Consider the following 16,333-nt stretch of genomic DNA (forward strand, 5'->3'; position numbering starts at 1 on the left):
CGAGGGAGTGAATAAATGATGAGCAGCACGATCCGCAGGAGTGGAGGCGCGCTCGCCGCCATCGCCGCAACGGTCCTGGTGACCGCCCCGACCACGGCGGCCGACCCCGGCGGCTTCCGGATCACCAGCGAGGTTCCCAGCCTGGCCGAACTCAACGAGCAGGTCCGATTCCTGGTTGAGACAGCGGCATCCGACGAGGCCAAGGCCGTGAACCTGGAAGGCGGCGCCAACGCCGTCGTCGTGCCGCGCACCGTCTACAACCTGGGCCTGTTCCGCGCGCCGCTGGGCTGGAACGAGGTGACCGGACCCGAAACCCACAGCGGCAACGAGCACACCGCGATCCTGCACTCGAGCTCCGCCGGACGCCCGAGCATCACCATGAAGGTGACATGGAAACGCATCGACGGCACCTGGAAATTGGCCAACAACTCGCTGTGCGCCGGCGTGAAGACCGTGGGCCTGCCGATCCCCTGCGACTTCTGACGGTGCTGGACCGATGATCGAAATTCGCGGTCTCACCGTGCGCTACGCGAACGTCACGGTGCTCGAGGTCGCCGAGTTGACCGTGCCCGACGCGGCGGTGACCTACCTGCTCGGGCTCAACGGCACCGGCAAATCCACACTGCTGCGCTGCATATGCGGAATCATCGGCCCCGCCACCGGCACCATCGAAGTCGACGGGACCGCCGTGCGATCCGGTCGTGCCACCCCAGCGGGGCTCGGCATGCATCTCGATCACCGGGCCTTCGACCCCCGCCATACCGCCCGCAGACATCTGCGCTGGATCGCCCGTGCCCGTGGTCTGCCCGCGAGCCGAGTCGGCGAGGTACTGCACACCACCGATCTGACCGAGGTCGCCGACCGCAGGCTGGAGCAGTATTCACTCGGCATGCTCCAGCGGGTCGGCATCGCTGCCGCCCTGCTGTCGTCGCCGCGGACCATCCTGCTCGACGAACCACTCAATGGTCTCGATATCGCGGGGATCCACTGGATGCGCGGGCTGCTGCGCGAGCTCGCCGACGCCGGAACTTGCGTGCTGGTCACCTCCCACCTGCTCGACGAAGCCGAACGTAATGCCGATCGTGTCGTCGTTCTCGGTGCAGGCCGGGTCCTCGCGGACGCACCACTGGCCCAGCTCGTAGACGATCACGGCGGCGGCCGACTCGAGGACGCGTATCTGAGCATCACCGGGGCAGCACTCGCGAAGGAAACGCAGCGATGACCACCCAGCTCACCCGCGGTATCGCGGCCGAGTGGACCCGGACCAGCGGACGCAGCTTCCTGTGGACGGTCGCCGTTCCGCTGACGATCGCCCTGCCACTGCTGATCACCTTCGGAATCGCCACTGTCGCAGAACGATTCGCCGCCATCCCCGGGCAGTTGCAGGTGACCTCGGTCAGCACCACCAACGCCGTCTACTGGGTGATCACGCTCGCGACCGGCATCATGATGGTGACGGCGGCCTTCGCCCACGCCACCCAACTGCGCGGAAACATCCGCGACCTCAACGCCTTTCTGTTCCCCCGGACGTGGATCGCCGCCCTGGCGCGATGGGTCTTCTACGGCGCCATCGCCGCGGTCTCGACCCTCGCGCTGCTCACCCTGGTCATGACCGTGCTGCCGAGGTTCTTCCCCCAGGTCTACGGACAGGTGCGGATCGACGACCCGGCCGGTCTGCGTTTCCTGTGGACCGTCCCGATCTACGCCTTCGCCGCCTGCGGCATCGGGATCGCGATCGGATCAGTGATCCGCACCCCGCCCGCGGCGATCGCCGCACTGCTGTTCTGGGTGTATGTGGGCGAGAACTCGATCAGCCTGCTCCCCAACGGGTACACCCTGCAGGGCTACGCACCGTTTCTCAACGCGGTCGCCGCCACCGGCCAGGAGTTGGCCTTCCTGCCGCGCTTCGGCCGCAACGGTTCCCTCGTCTACTTCCTCGCGGTCACCGTGGCGATCTTCGTAATCGCTCTAGGGGCGGGGCAGCGGAATCGTCGCCGGTGGTAGGCACTCAGCCCACATCTCGCCGCAGCCAGGTGACTTCCGCGCCGACGCTGTCGGTCCCCTGCCGGTATGCCTCGAGGTCCTCGTCCCACGGCGCGCCCAGTGCTCGGTCGAGTTCGGTGGCGAGGTCGAAGGTTCCGTGGACGTCGAGTTCTTCGGCGGCTTGGAGTAAGGCGCGTAATCGCATTTCGCCCAGCATCACGTCGCCGTTGGCGCCGGTGGATCCGTGCCAGAGACCGAGGGTGGGGACGAAGCTGTAGCGTTCGCCGTCGACGCCTTCGCTCGGGTCCTCGGTGACTTCGAAGCGCAGGACCGGCCAGGTGCGCAATGATTGGGCTATCCGGGCCGCGGTGCCGACCGGGCCGATCCAGTCGCTGCTGGCGCGGAGTTGCCCGTCGGTGGGTTGGGTGTTCCAGCGTAATTTCGCGGGCGACGAGAGCGCGGTGGACAGCGCCCATTCCACGTGAGGGCACAACGCGGCGGGCGATGAGTGGATGTAAACCACACCCGCCGTCGCGTCAGCGAACTGACTCGATGCGCGCACTTACCAACACCTCCAGCCTCGACTAGGAACGTCTTCCCCAACGGCCCGTCGTGGTCTGGCGTGGCACGAGTGTACTGAAGTGTGCGGTGTTGCGCGTGTTACTTTACTGCGTGTTATGTGTCTCTGCGATAACGGAATCGCTGAATTTCGGCCACGCTGTTCTGGCCCAGTCACCGAAATTCTCGTCGCTCAACGCGATTGTCGCCACCTCGATTTCCGGGTCTACCCAGAGGAACGTGCCGGACTGGCCGAAGTGCCCGTAGGTGCGGCCGGAATTGGCTGTTCCCGTCCAGTGCGGGGTTTTCCCGTCGCGGATTTCGAATCCCAATCCCCAGTCGTTGGGGCGCTGGGAGCCGTATCCGGGGAGGACTCCGTTGCGGTCGGGGAATTGCACCGAGGTCGCGTCGTCCAAGGTTTGCCGAGATATCAATTGAGGTGTCAGCAACTCGGCGGCGAATAGCGTGAGGTCGGCGAGGGAGGCGCTGCACGCATGGCCCGCGGAGCCATCGAGGACCGCTGTGCGCATGCCGAGCGGCTCGAAAACCGCCTCGCTCAGATACTGCGGAAATTCGATCCCGGTCCGGTCGGCGAGGAAATCGGCGAGCAGTTCGAAGCCCGCGCTCGAGTAGATGCGGCGGGTGCCGGGTGCGGCGAGAACTTCGACAGTGGCGAACGCGACGCCGGAGGTGTGGGCGAGCAGATGCCGCACGGTCGAACCGGGCGGACCCGCCGGCTGGTCGAGTTCGACCGCGCCTTCCTCGAGCGCCACGAGCGTGGCATAGGCGACGAGCGGTTTGGTGACCGAGGCGAGCCGGAACACCCGCTCGGTATCGCCGATGGTCGACGCACCGTCGGCGGTGACCACGGCGGCGGCGGCGTTCTTGACCGGCCAGTGCTGAACCTGCTGCAACGATCGCATATCGGCAGCGTACGAGACGCGGCTACGATCGAGAACACCATGAGTCTCGCACCATCGATCCACGGCGACGTGGCGGCCGGTTTCGGTCCCGTCGCCGACGCCTTCCGCCGTAACTTCACCGACCACGGCGAGATCGGCGCCGCCGTTGCCGTCTACTCCGGCGACCAGCCACTGGTCGACCTGTGGGCAGGCCATCGCGACCGCACACGCGAGGTGGCGTGGGAGCGCGACACGATCGTGCCGGTGTTCTCCTCGTCGAAGGGAATGTCGGCCTTCACCCTCGCGACGGCGGTGTCGCGGGGGCTGCTCGACTACGAGGCGCCGGTGGCGACGTACTGGCCGGAGTTCGGCGCGCACGGCAAGGAGCGGATCACCGTGCGTCAGCTGATCGATCATCAGGCCGGGCTGTCCGGGCTCGACCGGATCGTGAAACTGCGGGAACTGAGCGATCGCGACGCCCTCGGCGAGCTGCTCGCCGCGCAGAAACCGGCGTGGGAGCCCGGCACCCGGCACGGCTATCACGCGCTGACGCTGGGGCTGTATCAGAGCGAATTGCTGCGGCGGGTGGATCCGGCGGGTCGTAGCCTCGGGCGGTTCTTCGCCGAGGAGATCGCGGGCCTGGTCGGCGCCGATCTGTTCATCGGGCTGCCCGAGACCGAGCCGATGGAACGGGTCGCCCAGCTGTCGGCGACCAAAGGCTTGGACATCTGGCGCTACGAGCGTCGCGATCTGCCGTTGCGCATCGGCGGTGAGGTCTACGCCAAGCGCGGGTATTCGTATGCGGCACTGACCAACCCGCGCCCTGGCGCGCCCGCACGTGCCGCGCGGCGGGAGTTCCTCGAAATCGAATGGCCCGGCATGAACGGTGTCGGCAATGCCCGCGCGCTGGCGAAGGTCTACGGCGCCGCGGCGGGCCGCACCGGCGCGCTGCCGATCAGCGACGATGTTCTCGACTTGCTCGCCGCCGCCGACACCGCCGACGATGTGCCCGCCGATGACCTGGTCTTGCACACCAAGAGCCGCTACCACCTCGGTTTCCGCAAGTCGCGCGGCACTTTCCGCTTCGGCTCGGACAAACGCGCCTATGGCACCACCGGTTTGGGCGGGTCGTTCGGATTCGCCGACCCGACAACCGGATTGGGCTTCGGTTACAGCATGAACCGCCTCGGCATGGCGATTCTCGACGATGTGCGCAGCCGCAACCTGCGCGAGGTCGTTGTGCGGTGCGCCGACCGGTAGAGAGCCGATCGACCGGCCTATTCGCGCAATCGGGCCGCGCCCAGTCAGTATTTCGACTGAGACGGGCCCGATTGTACGAATAGACCGGTCCGCGGCTCGATGCCGCGATCACGTCCAGCTCACACCGAGCCGGACGCGCACTGGTCTCAGTGCGCGGTGACGCCGGTGATCTCGTTCGGCGATGCGGCGAGGGTGGCCGTGGCTGTGACCTTTCCGTCGGCCAGGTCGACGCGGTGTACCTGCTTGGATGCCGGGTCGCTCACGTAAGCGATACCGTCGCGCACGAACAGCGCCGGGCGAGCGTCCTGCCAGTCGAGCGGCTCCTGCCAGGTGCCGATCACCGGGATGGTGCGAACTTCCTTGCCAGCGACGGGGTCGATCACATGGATCTTGCCGTCGGTGCCGAGCACCAGTGCCTCACCTCGCGGGCCGCGACCGAGCGAACGGAAGGTGTAGCTGGTGCCGATGTCGACCAGGCGCAGGGTGCCGTCGGCGGTGTTCACCAGCGAGATCTGCTGGGGGCGTTCGAGTTCGGCATCCTTGTCCTGTTTGTAGTCGCCGAGCACGATCGGCGACGCCTCGCTACCGGCCATGTTTCCGATCCGGCCGTAGGGGGTCGGGCTGGTGACCTTGGTGATCTTGCCGTCGCGGTACACGACAGCGCCGGTCTGGCAGCCGATCACGATCGCTTCGCCCTTGGCAGCCGCTTCGCCGTGCACACCGGGGCAGTCCTCGTTGCGGGTGAGCTCCTTGCGCCCCTTGTCCAGTGCGACGACACCGATCCGCTTGTCCTCGGTGCCGAGGGTGAGCACCAGATTCCCGTTGCTCAACTCGATCGCGACGCCGTGGTGCGGCGCGGCCGCCTTGAATACCTCCGTCGACTTACCGGCGTCGACCTGCGCGGTATCGAGAATGGTTACCTCGCCGGACCCGTCGGCGAACAGCACCGTCTTGCCCGCGTGCCGGACAACGTGGCCCGGCTTGACGGCGGGGAACTGAGTTCCGGTGAACGCGGCATCGTAGGCGTCGAATACCCGGAACCCGTCCTTGGTCGACACCATCAGATGGTCGTCGTCGCCGACCGGATTGAGCCGGTTGTATCCGTCGATCTTCACATCGGCACGCTGGGTCAGCGACGCGCCGTCGAGGACGTAGATCCCGCCGTCGTAGGTGAGGGCGATCGGTTCGGCACCCGGTGTGTGCTCATGACCGTGTCCGGAATCGTCTGTGCCACAACTGCTCAGCGCCACCACCGAGGCGAGAACGCCGGACATGGCCACCATCGTGGTGGTCCGTGACCTGTTCATGTAATGCTCCATCTCTTGTGCGTGAATTACGTTGTCGGCCCGGATAAGCCACGGGCGATGGCCTCGGTATTGACACGAGCCATCTCCAGATAGGTGCCCGCACCGCCGCCCGGCGGGGTGAGCGACTCGGTGTGCAGGGCGATCACCTGCACCCGCAGGCCGGTGTGTTCGGCGAGAACGCGCGAAAGCCGATCGGGCTGTGCGGAATCGGCGAATATCGCGCTCACCCCGGCGGTCCTGATCGCGGTCGCGAGGTCGTCGAGATCGGCAGCGCTCGGCGAGGCGAGGGTGGTGCCGCTGGGAATCACCGCGCCGATCACCCGGAACCCGAATCGCTGTGCGAGATAGCCGAAGACGTGATGATCGGTGACCAACTGCCTGCGCTCGGCCGGGACAGCGGCGAACCGCTCGGTCATCCACCGGTCCAGCTCGTCGAGTTCGCCGAGGTAGCGCTGCGTATTCGCCCGCACCGCACCGGCATCGACGCCGTCGATCTCGGCGAGCACCTCGCCGCTGATCGCCTCGACGGCCATGCGCACGCGACGCGGATCGGTCCAGAAGTGCGGATCAGGTTGCCCCGCCGACTCATCGGAGGTGTAGGCGATCGGATCCACCCGCTCGGCGACCGCCAGGGTGGGAACGCCGGCTTCCGCCGCGGCCCCCACATGCCGCGCCACGCCTTCCTCGAGCCCGAGCCCGTTGTGCACCACCAGTGCGGCTCGCTCGATCTCGGCCGCCTGACGAGCGGAAATAGCGAACGAATGCGGATCGGCCCCCGCCTGCATCAATACCGTCACCGGCACCGTGTCACCCACGACCGCCCTGGTCAGGTCGCCGAGAATGTTCGTGGTCACCACGATCCCGGACCGCTCGGTCCCGCTTGTACACGCGGCGATCAACGGCACGAGCATGGCAGCCGCGACGAACAGTCGAGCCGTCCGGCTCATCGCCACGCCGAGTCTCGATTCGGCTCCCGGTGCGCGGCGGACACGGAAAGTGCGGGCCGCCAGCAGGATTCGGACAACATGGTTTGTCGACGACAAAGAACTCGCAACCACCGCGAGAACCCGTTCAACCCCGGCTGGGCCGCTTGCGTCAGAACGCTGCCGCCGAGTCGACGGCCCGACGTCGAGGGAAATGTGCTTCACAAGCCTGTCTCCACCATCAGCGCGGGCGCGATGTCGAACTCGAAGGTGCGCGCGACACGGAGGTTGTCGTTGTAGGCGATCTCGTGGACCTTGCGCCCACGAATGTCATTGACATAGGCGCGATCCGGATCGACGCGGATCACCGGGCGCCCTTCGACAGGCCCGCTCAATACGGCGAGTTGCGCTGTCTCCGTGCCGGATACGGGGTCGATCCCGCGCAGGACACCGTCACGGGTGAGCACCAGCAGCGGCGATCCTTCACCGGCGGTGTTCACCGCGACCGGATCGACGATCGCGGTCCGCGTCCAGGTCTTCCTCCTGATATCGAGAGTCCACACACCATCACGACCCGCGAGGGCAGTCAGCGTGGTGCTGCCGGGCCGATGCGTGAATGCCGTCGCACGAGTACCGGTCGGCACCGGGTACGCGATCTTCTCAGTGACGAACCCGCCATCCCGCTGCGCCACCACAACCGCGCCGTCGGCACACCCGAAGACGACTCCGCGCCTGGTGACGGCCTGCCCCCGCGGCTGCGGACACGTGGCGGGCTGCACTTGTCCCGCCGCGCCGTCACGCCCGCGCACCTCGACGCGACCCGAGCCGTCGGCGACAACAATCCGCTCGGCATACGGCACCGCGATGCCCTCGACCCGACGTTGTTCCTGGGCGACACCGCCGTCCAGCGCCGGACGGTCGAACAAGAGCGTCGACCCGGAATCCAGCACAACGGACGCGACGGCGGCGTCGCTGTACGCACCAGCAACCCCGGAACCGCCGCTCGGCCCGACACCCGGGTCCCCGGAACCGCCGCTCGGCCCGACACCCGGGTCCCCGGAACCGCCGCTCGGCCCGGCACCCGGGTCCCCGGAACCATCCGCGCCGCCGGCACCTTCCGGCCCGCCGGAACCACCAGGCCCCGTAGACACACTTCCGGCGCCAGGCCCGGCAGCCGCACCACCTTCGGGCGCGGCGACCGCACCAACGTCCCGGATAGGTGCCCGGTAGTAATGCCGGTGGTCGCCGTGGTCGATCGTCCACGCCCCGCTGTCCACGATCCGAACCGACGCACCCGAGCTCAGATACGCGAAGCGCCCGTCACCAACCGCTCCACGAGTCGCTGCCCGCTGGTCGCCACCGCTCGGCGACTGCGAAGAATCCTGACCCGGCTCATCGCCGCTTGCGCCACCCGGCAAACTCGGATGTGGCTGTGTTCGACCACTTTCCGGAGTGGCGGTGTCGATCGCAGTGACCGTCTCGGTCAGTAGATCGATCACCCGAACAGCTCCGGCCGCATCGGCGACGACCAGCCGCGTCTGAGCCTCGCTCATCTCCTCCGCACCGGCGACGAACCCGTGCGGCACCGCTTCTTCGACAACCGGCACCTCCCCCGCCCCGCAGCCGACCAGTGGCACGGCGGCAAGCGCGAGCACTCCCACCCGACCGACCCGTTCCCGCAGCGCGGAGACGAGCGCGGACAGGAAGAACGAGCCGACAGCGACCGCCGCGATAGTCGCCCCGGCGGCGGTCTCCCCGTGCCACGAAATGACCAGTCCCCCAACGGTGGACAGCCCGCCGATCAGCGCGGCGATCGCCATGACCACCGGTACCCGGTTCGACCAGAACACCGCGGCGGCGGGCGGCGCGATCAGCAATCCGAAGACCAGCAGCGTCCCCACCACATGAAAGGACGCGACGATCGCCACTGTCACCAGCCCCACCAGCGCCGCGTGCGCGACCTTCGGATGCAGCCCGAGGGTGTGCGCCTTGCGCGGATCGAAGGTCAGCGCCACGAACGCACGATGGCCGAGCACCGCCACCACCAGCGCGATACCAAGGGCCGCAACGAGATACCACAGGTCGACGGCACGCACGGCCAGCACATCGCCGAACAGGAACCCGGTCAGATCCACCGCGAAGGATTGCGACCGCGACACGATGATCACCCCGGCCGCGAGCATCCCGACGAACAGCAGCCCGATCGCGGTATCCGGCGCGAAACGCTTGCCGCGGCTCAGCACCGACACCCCCGCGGCCATGGCGGCGCAAGAGATCGCGGCACCGATCATCAGGTTCCCCCCGAGCAACGCCGCGACCGCGACGCCGGGCAGCATCCCGTGCGCCATCGCGTCGCCGAGAAATGCCATGCCACGCACCACCACCCAGGTCCCGGCGAGGGCGCACACGCACGACACGAGCAGCCCACCCCACAGCGCGCGTTGCACGAAAGCCACCTCGAACGGGGCGAACAGCCAATCCATAGCGCGAGACGATATACTGAAAATGATTATCGTTTCAATTGAGGTGAGATGCAGAACACAGATGACGCAGCAATCCGGATCGAGCACCTGAGTGCCGGTTACGCCCGACGACCCGTGTTCCGCGAAGTGACCGCCACGATCCCGCGCGGGCGGGTGACCGCGATCGTCGGACCCAACGGCTCGGGAAAATCGACCTTGCTCGGCGTCCTCGCCGGAACCGTGGCGGCGCAAAAAGGCACAGTGCACCGGACCACCACCGGACGCCCGGCCTTCGTAGTGCAGCACACAGCGATTCCGCCGACCCTGCCGATCACCGTGCGGGAAGCGGTGGCGATGGGACGCTGGGCGCACCGCGGACCGTGGCGGCGACTGACCGGTGCGGATCGCGAGATCGCACGCACCTGCCTGGAAAGAATGGAGCTCACCGACTTGGCGACTCGGCGGCTCGACACCCTGTCGGGCGGTCAACGCCAGCGCACTCTGCTCGCGCAGGCTTTGGCGCAGCAGTCCGATCTACTACTGCTCGACGAACCGGCGGCGGGTCTGGACGAGACCTCGCAGGCCGAGATCTCCCGCGCTCTGGCGCAGATCAGCGCGGCCGGTGTGACCGTCGTGCAGGCCACCCATGACCTGGACGAGGCGAGCAGGGCCGACCACTGTCTGCTCCTGCGCGACGGTCGACTGAAGGCCGCGGGGCACCCGAAGAAAGTGCTGGTCAGAGCTTAAAGTCGAAACATGACCGAGAAACCCGACTCCGTCGACACCTATCTGGCGGCCCAGCCGCCGGCCGAACGCGCTGTCCTGCAGCAGATCCGCGAAACCATCCACCGCGCGGTGCCCGACACGGGCGAGAAGATCAGCTACGCCATCCCGGCCGCCACCATCGACGGCCGGGTGTTCATCTTCTTCGCGGGCTGGAAGTCCCACGTGAGCGTGTACCCCATCCCCGACGGGGACGCGGCGCTCCATCAGGCCATCGAGCCCTACAACTCGGGTCGTGGCACCTTGAAATTCCCACTCGGCGAACCGATTCCGTACGACCTGATCGCCCAGGTCGCGGTCCGCCTCGCCGAGCGGGCACGCAAGAGCTGACTACCAGTCGGCTTCGGTGAAGCGGATGATGCCGCGAATGTTCTTGCCGTCCAGCATGTCCTTGTAGCCCTGGTTGATCTCCTCCAGCGAGTAGCTGCGGGTGACCATGTCGTCCAGGTTGAGCTGACCCGACTTGTAGAGCTGCAGCAGGCGCGGTGCGTCCTGACGGGCATTGCCGCCGCCGAAGATGCAGCCCTTCACCGTCTTCTGCAGCATGGACAGCAGGAAGCTGTTCATCTTCACGTCGCTCTCGTCGAGGCGACCCATGGAGGTGACGACCAGCGTGCCCGCCTTCGCGGTGAGGATCAAGCCCTCTTCGACGTAGTCGCCGTGCATCTCACCCATGGTGAGGATGACCTTCTCGGCCATCCGGCCCTCGGTGGCCTCCATCAGCGGCACGATCGCGGCGGCCATGCTCTCGTAGGTGTGCGTGGCGCCGAACTTCTGCGCCTGCTCGAGCTTCCACGGGTTCGGGTCGATGGCGACGACCTTCGCCGCACCCGCCAGCACCGCACCCTGCAGCGCGCTCATGCCGACGCCGCCGATACCGGCGATGACCGCGGTCTCGCCCGGCTGCACCTGCGCCACATGGGTCGCGGAACCGAACCCGGTCGGCACGCCGCAGCCCACGAGGCAAGCCACCTCGAACGGGATGGTGGGATCGATCTTCACCACCGAGGTGTGATGCACCGTCATGTACGGAGTGAACGTACCGAGCAGACACATCGGGATGACGTTCTCGCCACGTGCCTGCACGCGGTAGGTGCCGTCCGAAATCGCCTGTCCCATCAGCAGCCCCGCACCCAGGTCGCACAGCGCCATGTTGCCTGCGACGCAGGAGGGGCAGCGCCCGCAGGCGGGGATGAACGACAGGATGACGTGGTCGCCCACGGCCAGGTCGGCCGGACAGTTCGGGCCGAGCTTGGTGATGACACCCGCGCCCTCGTGCCCGCCCATCACAGGGTAGGACGGCATCGGCGTCGCCCCGGTGACGATGTGATGGTCGGAGTGGCACATGCCCGCCGTTTCCATCCGGATCTGTACTTCACCGGCGACGGGGTCGCCGACCTCGATCTCCTCGACCGACCATTCCTGATCGGTGCCCCACAGGATCGCGCCCTTCGTCTTCATGCCGGTAGACCTCTCGCCAAGCTCGCTCGTGCCTCATTGTGACTGCACTCACCCTAGCGACAAATCACCGATTTCTGAAACACGTTCTAGAAAAATCTCGATTGTTTTCTATCCGCGCACGTCGTGGACGTGATGCACGAGGTCGTGCAGGAAGTACCGACCCAGCGAGGTGACCGTGAACAGCGATCCGTCGCTGCGCGCACCCCGCAGGTCGAGCCGATCCGAGGGCACCGCGGCGAACGCGGCGGCCACCCGATCAGCGGCCACGGTCAATTCCCGCGCGACGACAGCGGGGTCCTGTTCGCCGTACCGGTCGGCCACCGCGGTCGCGTCCTGATCCCAGTTCTCGAACCGCGGCGCCTCGACACCGTCACCGGCCAGCATCAGCGCGAGCCTGGTGTCGAAGATCCGGCACACATCGCGCACGTGCGCGCCGTACTCGAGAACGGACCAGGTCAGCTCGTCCGGACGCACCCGCGCGTCGTCGCGTTCGAGTGCCGAGCCGAGCCGGGTGGCGCTGTCGAGGACACTCTCCGGGATGGCCGAGTACGCGATGTTCTCGGCATCGAATCCACACTCGGAGCAGGCACGTTCGAGGACCCAGGTCCAGTTCTTGATGTCAGGGACGATCATGGGAGTCAGCCTACGGTGTCCGCTTATTGTGCTCCATCAATATCAAGCCAACTATCGCCGAGATCCGGGCATCACTCGGCGAGCTGGTTCGCTTGTTCGAACAGTTCCAGTGTCACCGCGTGCAGGAAGTCGCCGACCGGTTTGGGGGCCTTGCCCGCGAACGCCCGCGCATAGGTGCCTTCGAGGACGATGCCCAGCTTGAAGCAGGCCAGCACGGTGTACCAGGTGACCGCGCTCAGGTCGCGGTCGGAGAACTTGCCGTAGTGCTCGACCATCTCCGCCGCGCTGGGCAGGCCACCGACGGTGCCGAGCGTGCCCATCAGGCCCGCGCCGACGGTGCCGGGCTCGGGCCGGGTGGCCAGCTGCCAGCCGAGGTCGAGCAGTGGGTCGCCGATGGTCGACATCTCCCAGTCGACCATCGCCGCCACCTCGGGGCCGTCGTAGTCGAACATCATGTTCGCCAGGTGGCAATCGCCGTGCATGATGCCGGGCATCCAGTCCGTCGGCCGGTGACGTTCGAGCCAGTCACCGATCCGCTCGACACCGGGGATCTGCGGGCCGGGGTAGCCCTCGTTGGCGTTGTAGGAGTCGAGCTCGCGCAGCCAGCGCGGTACCTGACGTTCGAGGAAACCCGCCGGGCGGCCGTAGTCGTCGAGGCCGAGTGCCTGGTAGTCGAGGGCGCCGAGCCGGGCGATGGCCTCGACCGCGGACAGGCCCATCTGGCGCCGGATCTCGGGATCACCGGCGTGCAGCGCGGGCAGTTCGGTCTGTGGGTTGAAGCCGCGGATGGGTTCCATCAGGTAGAACACCGCGCCGATCACCGACTCGTCGTCGCAGGCGGCGATCACCCGCGGCGAACGCACCTCGGTCGCGGCGATCGCGCCGAGCAGCCGTGACTCCCGGCCGATCACCTCATTGCTCTTGGCGCGCAGATGCTTGGGCCCGCGCCGCAGCACATACTCGCGCCCGCCCCGGGTGAATCGCAGCATCACGTTCTGCGTGCCACCACCGAGCGCGGCGACCGCGCTGAATTCCGCGCCGGGCAAGCCCTGTTCGTCCATCCACCGCCCGATCGCCGCGAAATCGGCGATCGCCGGGTCAACATCGACAGGTTGAGAAACAGCCATGGCACATATTCTGCCCCGGCACCGGTGGGGACTGCGCGGGAATGCGTACGCGCACGCGCGGCGTAATGTCTCTGCCACGATGCGCACGCTCTTGATCGACAACTACGACTCGTTCACCTACAACCTCTATCAGCTGATCAGCGAGGTCAACGGGAGCGAGCCGACCGTCGTGCGCAACGACGAGGCCGAGGGCTCCCTGTACCTGGACCACTTCGACAATGTGGTGATCTCGCCCGGCCCCGGCCGTCCGGACCGCGCCCGCGACATGGGGGTGTCGACGGCGCTGATCGCGCAGACCGAACTGCCGCTGCTCGGTGTGTGCCTTGGCCATCAGGGGATCGTGCTCGGCGCGGGCGGGACGGTGGAGCGCGCGCCGCAGGCCAGGCACGGCTTTCTCGATCAGGTGACCCACGACGATCGGGACCTGTTCGCCGGTCTGCCGCAGGGCTTCACCGTCGTTCGCTACCACTCGCTCGCGGCAAAGGACCCGCTGCCCGCGACGCTCGAGGTGACCGCGTCGACCAGCGACGGGGTGATCATGGGGGTGCGTCATCGCGAGCGGCCGCAGTGGGGTGTGCAGTTCCATCCCGAGTCGGTATCGAGCGAATTCGGTGCCGCGCTGCTGCGCAACTTCGCCGACCTCACCAAAGCGCGCGTGCGAGTTGCCGCACCGGCAGTCGTGCGCGGACCCGCGGTCGTCGTGCCTACTTCGCCCGAACGCGCATTTCGCCTGCAGCACAAGGTGATCGAGCGAGCGATCGACACCGAGGCGATCTTCCTGCGCCGCTGTGCCGACGCTCCGTGCGCGTTCTGGCTTGACAGCGAGCATGTCGAACCAGGCCTCGACCGGTTCTCCTTCCTCGGTGACGCGCGCGGGCCGCATGCCGAAATCGTGGGTTACCGGGTCGGCGACGGCTCCGTCACCGTGACGGACGTCGAGGGCACCCGGACCGTCGCGGGCACGGTCCTGGACTATCTCGACCGCGAACTCCGCGCCCGGCACTGCGAAACCCCGCCGCTGCCTTTCGATTTCGCGGGCGGCTACGTCGGCTATCTCGGCTACGAGGTGAAGGCCGACTGCGGTGGGCGCGACGCTCACCGCTCCCCCACTCCCGATGCCCAGTGGATTTTCGCCGACCGCCTGATCGTCGTCGACCACGAGGCAGGACGAACCCACCTGCTCGCACTGAGCGAACCCGCTACCGAGCACGACGCCGAGCAGTGGCTGCGCGAGACTTCCGATGCCCTCGACGATCTTCCGACCTGGGCCAATCCCCCCGATCTGCCCGTGCCCGCCGATCCCGACGCGGTGCAGGCGCATCTGGGGCGTGGCCGCGACCGCTATCTGGCCGATATCGCGGTGTGTCAGGACCGGTTACACGCGGGCGAGTCCTACGAGATCTGTCTGACCGACGCGGTCGCCGTCGCCGCCGCACCCGATGACGGGCTCACCGTCTACCGGCGACTGCGCCGCTGCAATCCCGCGCCGTACGCCGCCTACCTGCGCTTCGACGGCCTGGATGTGGCCTGCTCCTCGCCGGAACGGTTTCTCGAGATCGACCGGGACCGGGTGGTCGAGAGCAAACCGATCAAAGGCACCGCACCGCGCGGACGGACCGCCGACGAGGACGAGCGCCTGCGTCGCGCACTGGCCGACGACCCGAAGACCCGTGCCGAGAACCTGATGATCGTCGACCTGCTGCGCAACGACCTCGGCCGCGTCTGCGAAGTCGGCTCGGTGCACGTCCCGAAGCTGATGGACACCGAAACCTATTCCACCCTGCACCAACTGGTGTCGACCGTGCGCGGGACCCTGCGCCGCGACGCCAGTGTGATCGACTGTCTGCGCGCCTGCTTCCCCGGCGGTTCGATGACTGGCGCGCCGAAGCTGCGGACCATGGAGATCCTCGACGAACTGGAAACCGAGGCGCGCGGGATCTATTCGGGCACCATCGGCTTCCTCGGCCTCGGTGGCACCGCCGACCTCAATATCGTCATCCGCACGGCCGTCCGCTACGACGACGAGTGGCGAATCGGCGCGGGCGGCGCGATCGTCCTGGATTCCGATCCCGAGGACGAGTACGCGGAGATGGTGCTCAAGGCGGCAGCGACGTTCCGGGCGCTGACGCCCGGAACGTGAGGGTCACCGCCGACGGCGGCCGCGTTTGTCCGGCTCCGGCTCCGGGGCGGGTTCCTCGCACCCGCGCCCGGTGATCCGCCCGAGCAGCCCCACACCGGGCAGCTTCGCCACCGCGCCGAACACGTCCTCGCCCAGGGAAATCATCGCCTCGAGTCGCGGCAACAACCGGTCGTAGGTGGCGAACACCGGATCGGCCAGCGCCAATGTCCGATCGAGCCGATCGATGGTGCTGTTGAGCCGATCGACCGCGATCGACAGGTTCTCCACCAGATCCGGCAACTGCGCGGCCAGCTGCGCCGAAGCCGGCGGCAACCGAACCGCCGCATCGAAGGCATACCCCGCGGTCTGCTGAGCGGCATCGATAGCCTGCCCCGCCGCCGTCTGCGCGGCCCCCACCGCCGCCTGCGCCGCCGACAACAAATCGGCCCCCGGCACCTTCCGCGCCTGCGCCGCCGGAGCAGCCTCCTGCGCGCGCCCCCGTTTCCTCGGGTTCGTCATAACACCACTGTGCCGCAAGGACGCCACAGACGCAGGGAAGGCGCACCCCACCACCTCGTGTCACACCCGAGCTCCGCCCCTCCCACACTCTTCCAAGGCACACCGCCATCTCGAACCCGCCACGACCCCGCACCCCCCAACCACACCGCTCACCCCAAGACCGCCATGACCGCATTCCCAACCCCGCACTCCCGACCCCTGGGGAGGGACGGCCACGAAGTGGCCGGTCCGCGGCCGGGTCGCCGGTTAGCGCTCGAAAGCGCTGAGCCGAAGGCTCTAGTCTCGAGCGCTAACCG

The 16,333-nt window shown here is 67.6% G+C and carries 16 protein-coding genes; 7 read left to right on the forward strand and 9 right to left on the reverse strand.

Annotated features, from left to right (window positions below):
• Positions 1-18: 18 nt before the first annotated feature.
• From ACFXKN_RS24125 to ACFXKN_RS24135, 3 genes are read left to right on the forward strand one after another with little or no spacing between them, the layout of a single operon-like run.
• Positions 19-483, forward strand: a complete 465-nt coding sequence (locus ACFXKN_RS24125) for a hypothetical protein (RefSeq protein ID WP_379433878.1) — start codon at positions 19-21, stop codon at positions 481-483.
• A gap of 13 nt (positions 484-496) precedes the next feature.
• Positions 497-1,222 (forward strand): ABC transporter ATP-binding protein, encoded by a 726-nt coding sequence (locus ACFXKN_RS24130; protein WP_378952203.1) that lies wholly within the window; start codon positions 497-499, stop codon positions 1,220-1,222.
• Positions 1,219-2,004 carry an ABC transporter permease gene (locus tag ACFXKN_RS24135; protein WP_379433879.1) on the forward strand — a complete coding sequence of 262 codons (786 nt, stop codon included), beginning with the start codon at positions 1,219-1,221 and terminating at the stop codon, positions 2,002-2,004. Before ACFXKN_RS24130 ends, ACFXKN_RS24135 begins: the two co-directional genes overlap by 4 nt.
• A gap of 4 nt (positions 2,005-2,008) precedes the next feature.
• Here the strand turns inward: ACFXKN_RS24135 and ACFXKN_RS24140 are convergent, their stop codons facing one another.
• Positions 2,009-2,545 (reverse strand): DUF3145 domain-containing protein, encoded by a 537-nt coding sequence (locus ACFXKN_RS24140; RefSeq protein WP_378952209.1) that lies wholly within the window; start codon positions 2,543-2,545, stop codon positions 2,009-2,011.
• Positions 2,546-2,648: 103 nt separating this feature from the next.
• Positions 2,649-3,464 carry a serine hydrolase domain-containing protein gene (locus ACFXKN_RS24145; protein ID WP_378952212.1) on the reverse strand — a complete coding sequence of 272 codons (816 nt, stop codon included), beginning with the start codon at positions 3,462-3,464 and terminating at the stop codon, positions 2,649-2,651.
• 39 nt (positions 3,465-3,503) lie between these two features.
• Between ACFXKN_RS24145 and ACFXKN_RS24150 the strand changes: the two genes are divergently transcribed.
• Complete coding sequence (locus ACFXKN_RS24150; protein WP_378952215.1) at positions 3,504-4,703, forward strand: serine hydrolase domain-containing protein; 1,200 nt, start codon at positions 3,504-3,506, stop codon at positions 4,701-4,703.
• A 146-nt stretch (positions 4,704-4,849) separates the two neighbouring features.
• Here the strand turns inward: ACFXKN_RS24150 and aztD are convergent, their stop codons facing one another.
• The 3 genes from aztD to aztB form a co-directional block, all read right to left on the reverse strand.
• Entirely contained in the window at positions 4,850-6,010 is a 1,161-nt protein-coding gene (aztD, locus tag ACFXKN_RS24155; RefSeq protein ID WP_378952218.1) for a zinc metallochaperone AztD, read from the reverse strand.
• Positions 6,011-6,036: 26 nt separating this feature from the next.
• The gene (gene aztC, locus ACFXKN_RS24160) at positions 6,037-6,957 is read right to left on the reverse strand and encodes a zinc ABC transporter substrate-binding protein AztC (RefSeq protein ID WP_378952221.1); all 921 of its coding nucleotides are present in this window, start codon (positions 6,955-6,957) and stop codon (positions 6,037-6,039) included.
• Positions 6,958-7,154: 197 nt separating this feature from the next.
• Positions 7,155-9,416, reverse strand: coding sequence for a zinc ABC transporter permease AztB (aztB, locus tag ACFXKN_RS24165; RefSeq protein ID WP_378952224.1), 2,262 nt, complete (start codon positions 9,414-9,416; stop codon positions 7,155-7,157).
• Positions 9,417-9,464: 48 nt separating this feature from the next.
• On the opposite strand from aztB, the gene aztA reads away from it, so the two are divergent.
• Both aztA and ACFXKN_RS24175 read left to right on the forward strand, forming a co-directional pair.
• Positions 9,465-10,142 carry a zinc ABC transporter ATP-binding protein AztA gene (aztA, locus tag ACFXKN_RS24170; RefSeq protein WP_378952227.1) on the forward strand — a complete coding sequence of 226 codons (678 nt, stop codon included), beginning with the start codon at positions 9,465-9,467 and terminating at the stop codon, positions 10,140-10,142.
• Between the two features lie 9 nt (positions 10,143-10,151).
• Positions 10,152-10,508 (forward strand): iron chaperone, encoded by a 357-nt coding sequence (locus ACFXKN_RS24175; RefSeq protein ID WP_378952230.1) that lies wholly within the window; start codon positions 10,152-10,154, stop codon positions 10,506-10,508.
• Here ACFXKN_RS24175 and ACFXKN_RS24180 read toward each other — a convergent pair whose 3' ends face one another.
• The 3 genes from ACFXKN_RS24180 to ACFXKN_RS24190 form a co-directional block, all read right to left on the reverse strand.
• The gene (locus ACFXKN_RS24180) at positions 10,509-11,639 is read right to left on the reverse strand and encodes an NDMA-dependent alcohol dehydrogenase (protein ID WP_378952233.1); all 1,131 of its coding nucleotides are present in this window, start codon (positions 11,637-11,639) and stop codon (positions 10,509-10,511) included.
• A 108-nt stretch (positions 11,640-11,747) separates the two neighbouring features.
• On the reverse strand, positions 11,748-12,272 hold the full coding sequence (locus ACFXKN_RS24185; protein ID WP_379433880.1) for a DinB family protein: 525 nt from the start codon (positions 12,270-12,272) through the stop codon (positions 11,748-11,750).
• A 71-nt stretch (positions 12,273-12,343) separates the two neighbouring features.
• On the reverse strand, positions 12,344-13,399 hold the full coding sequence (locus ACFXKN_RS24190; RefSeq protein ID WP_379433881.1) for a phosphotransferase family protein: 1,056 nt from the start codon (positions 13,397-13,399) through the stop codon (positions 12,344-12,346).
• A gap of 79 nt (positions 13,400-13,478) precedes the next feature.
• Here ACFXKN_RS24190 and pabB point away from each other — a divergent pair, with 79 nt between their 5' ends.
• Positions 13,479-15,539, forward strand: a complete 2,061-nt coding sequence (pabB, locus tag ACFXKN_RS24195; protein ID WP_379433882.1) for an aminodeoxychorismate synthase component I — start codon at positions 13,479-13,481, stop codon at positions 15,537-15,539.
• A gap of 3 nt (positions 15,540-15,542) precedes the next feature.
• On the opposite strand, the gene ACFXKN_RS24200 is transcribed toward pabB, so the two are convergent.
• Positions 15,543-16,037, reverse strand: a complete 495-nt coding sequence (locus tag ACFXKN_RS24200; protein ID WP_379433883.1) for a hypothetical protein — start codon at positions 16,035-16,037, stop codon at positions 15,543-15,545.
• Positions 16,038-16,333 lie beyond the last annotated feature (296 nt).

Origin of the sequence: Nocardia sp. NPDC059195 (assembly GCF_042754695.1) — a bacterium.
Lineage (GTDB): Bacteria > Actinomycetota > Actinomycetes > Mycobacteriales > Mycobacteriaceae > Nocardia.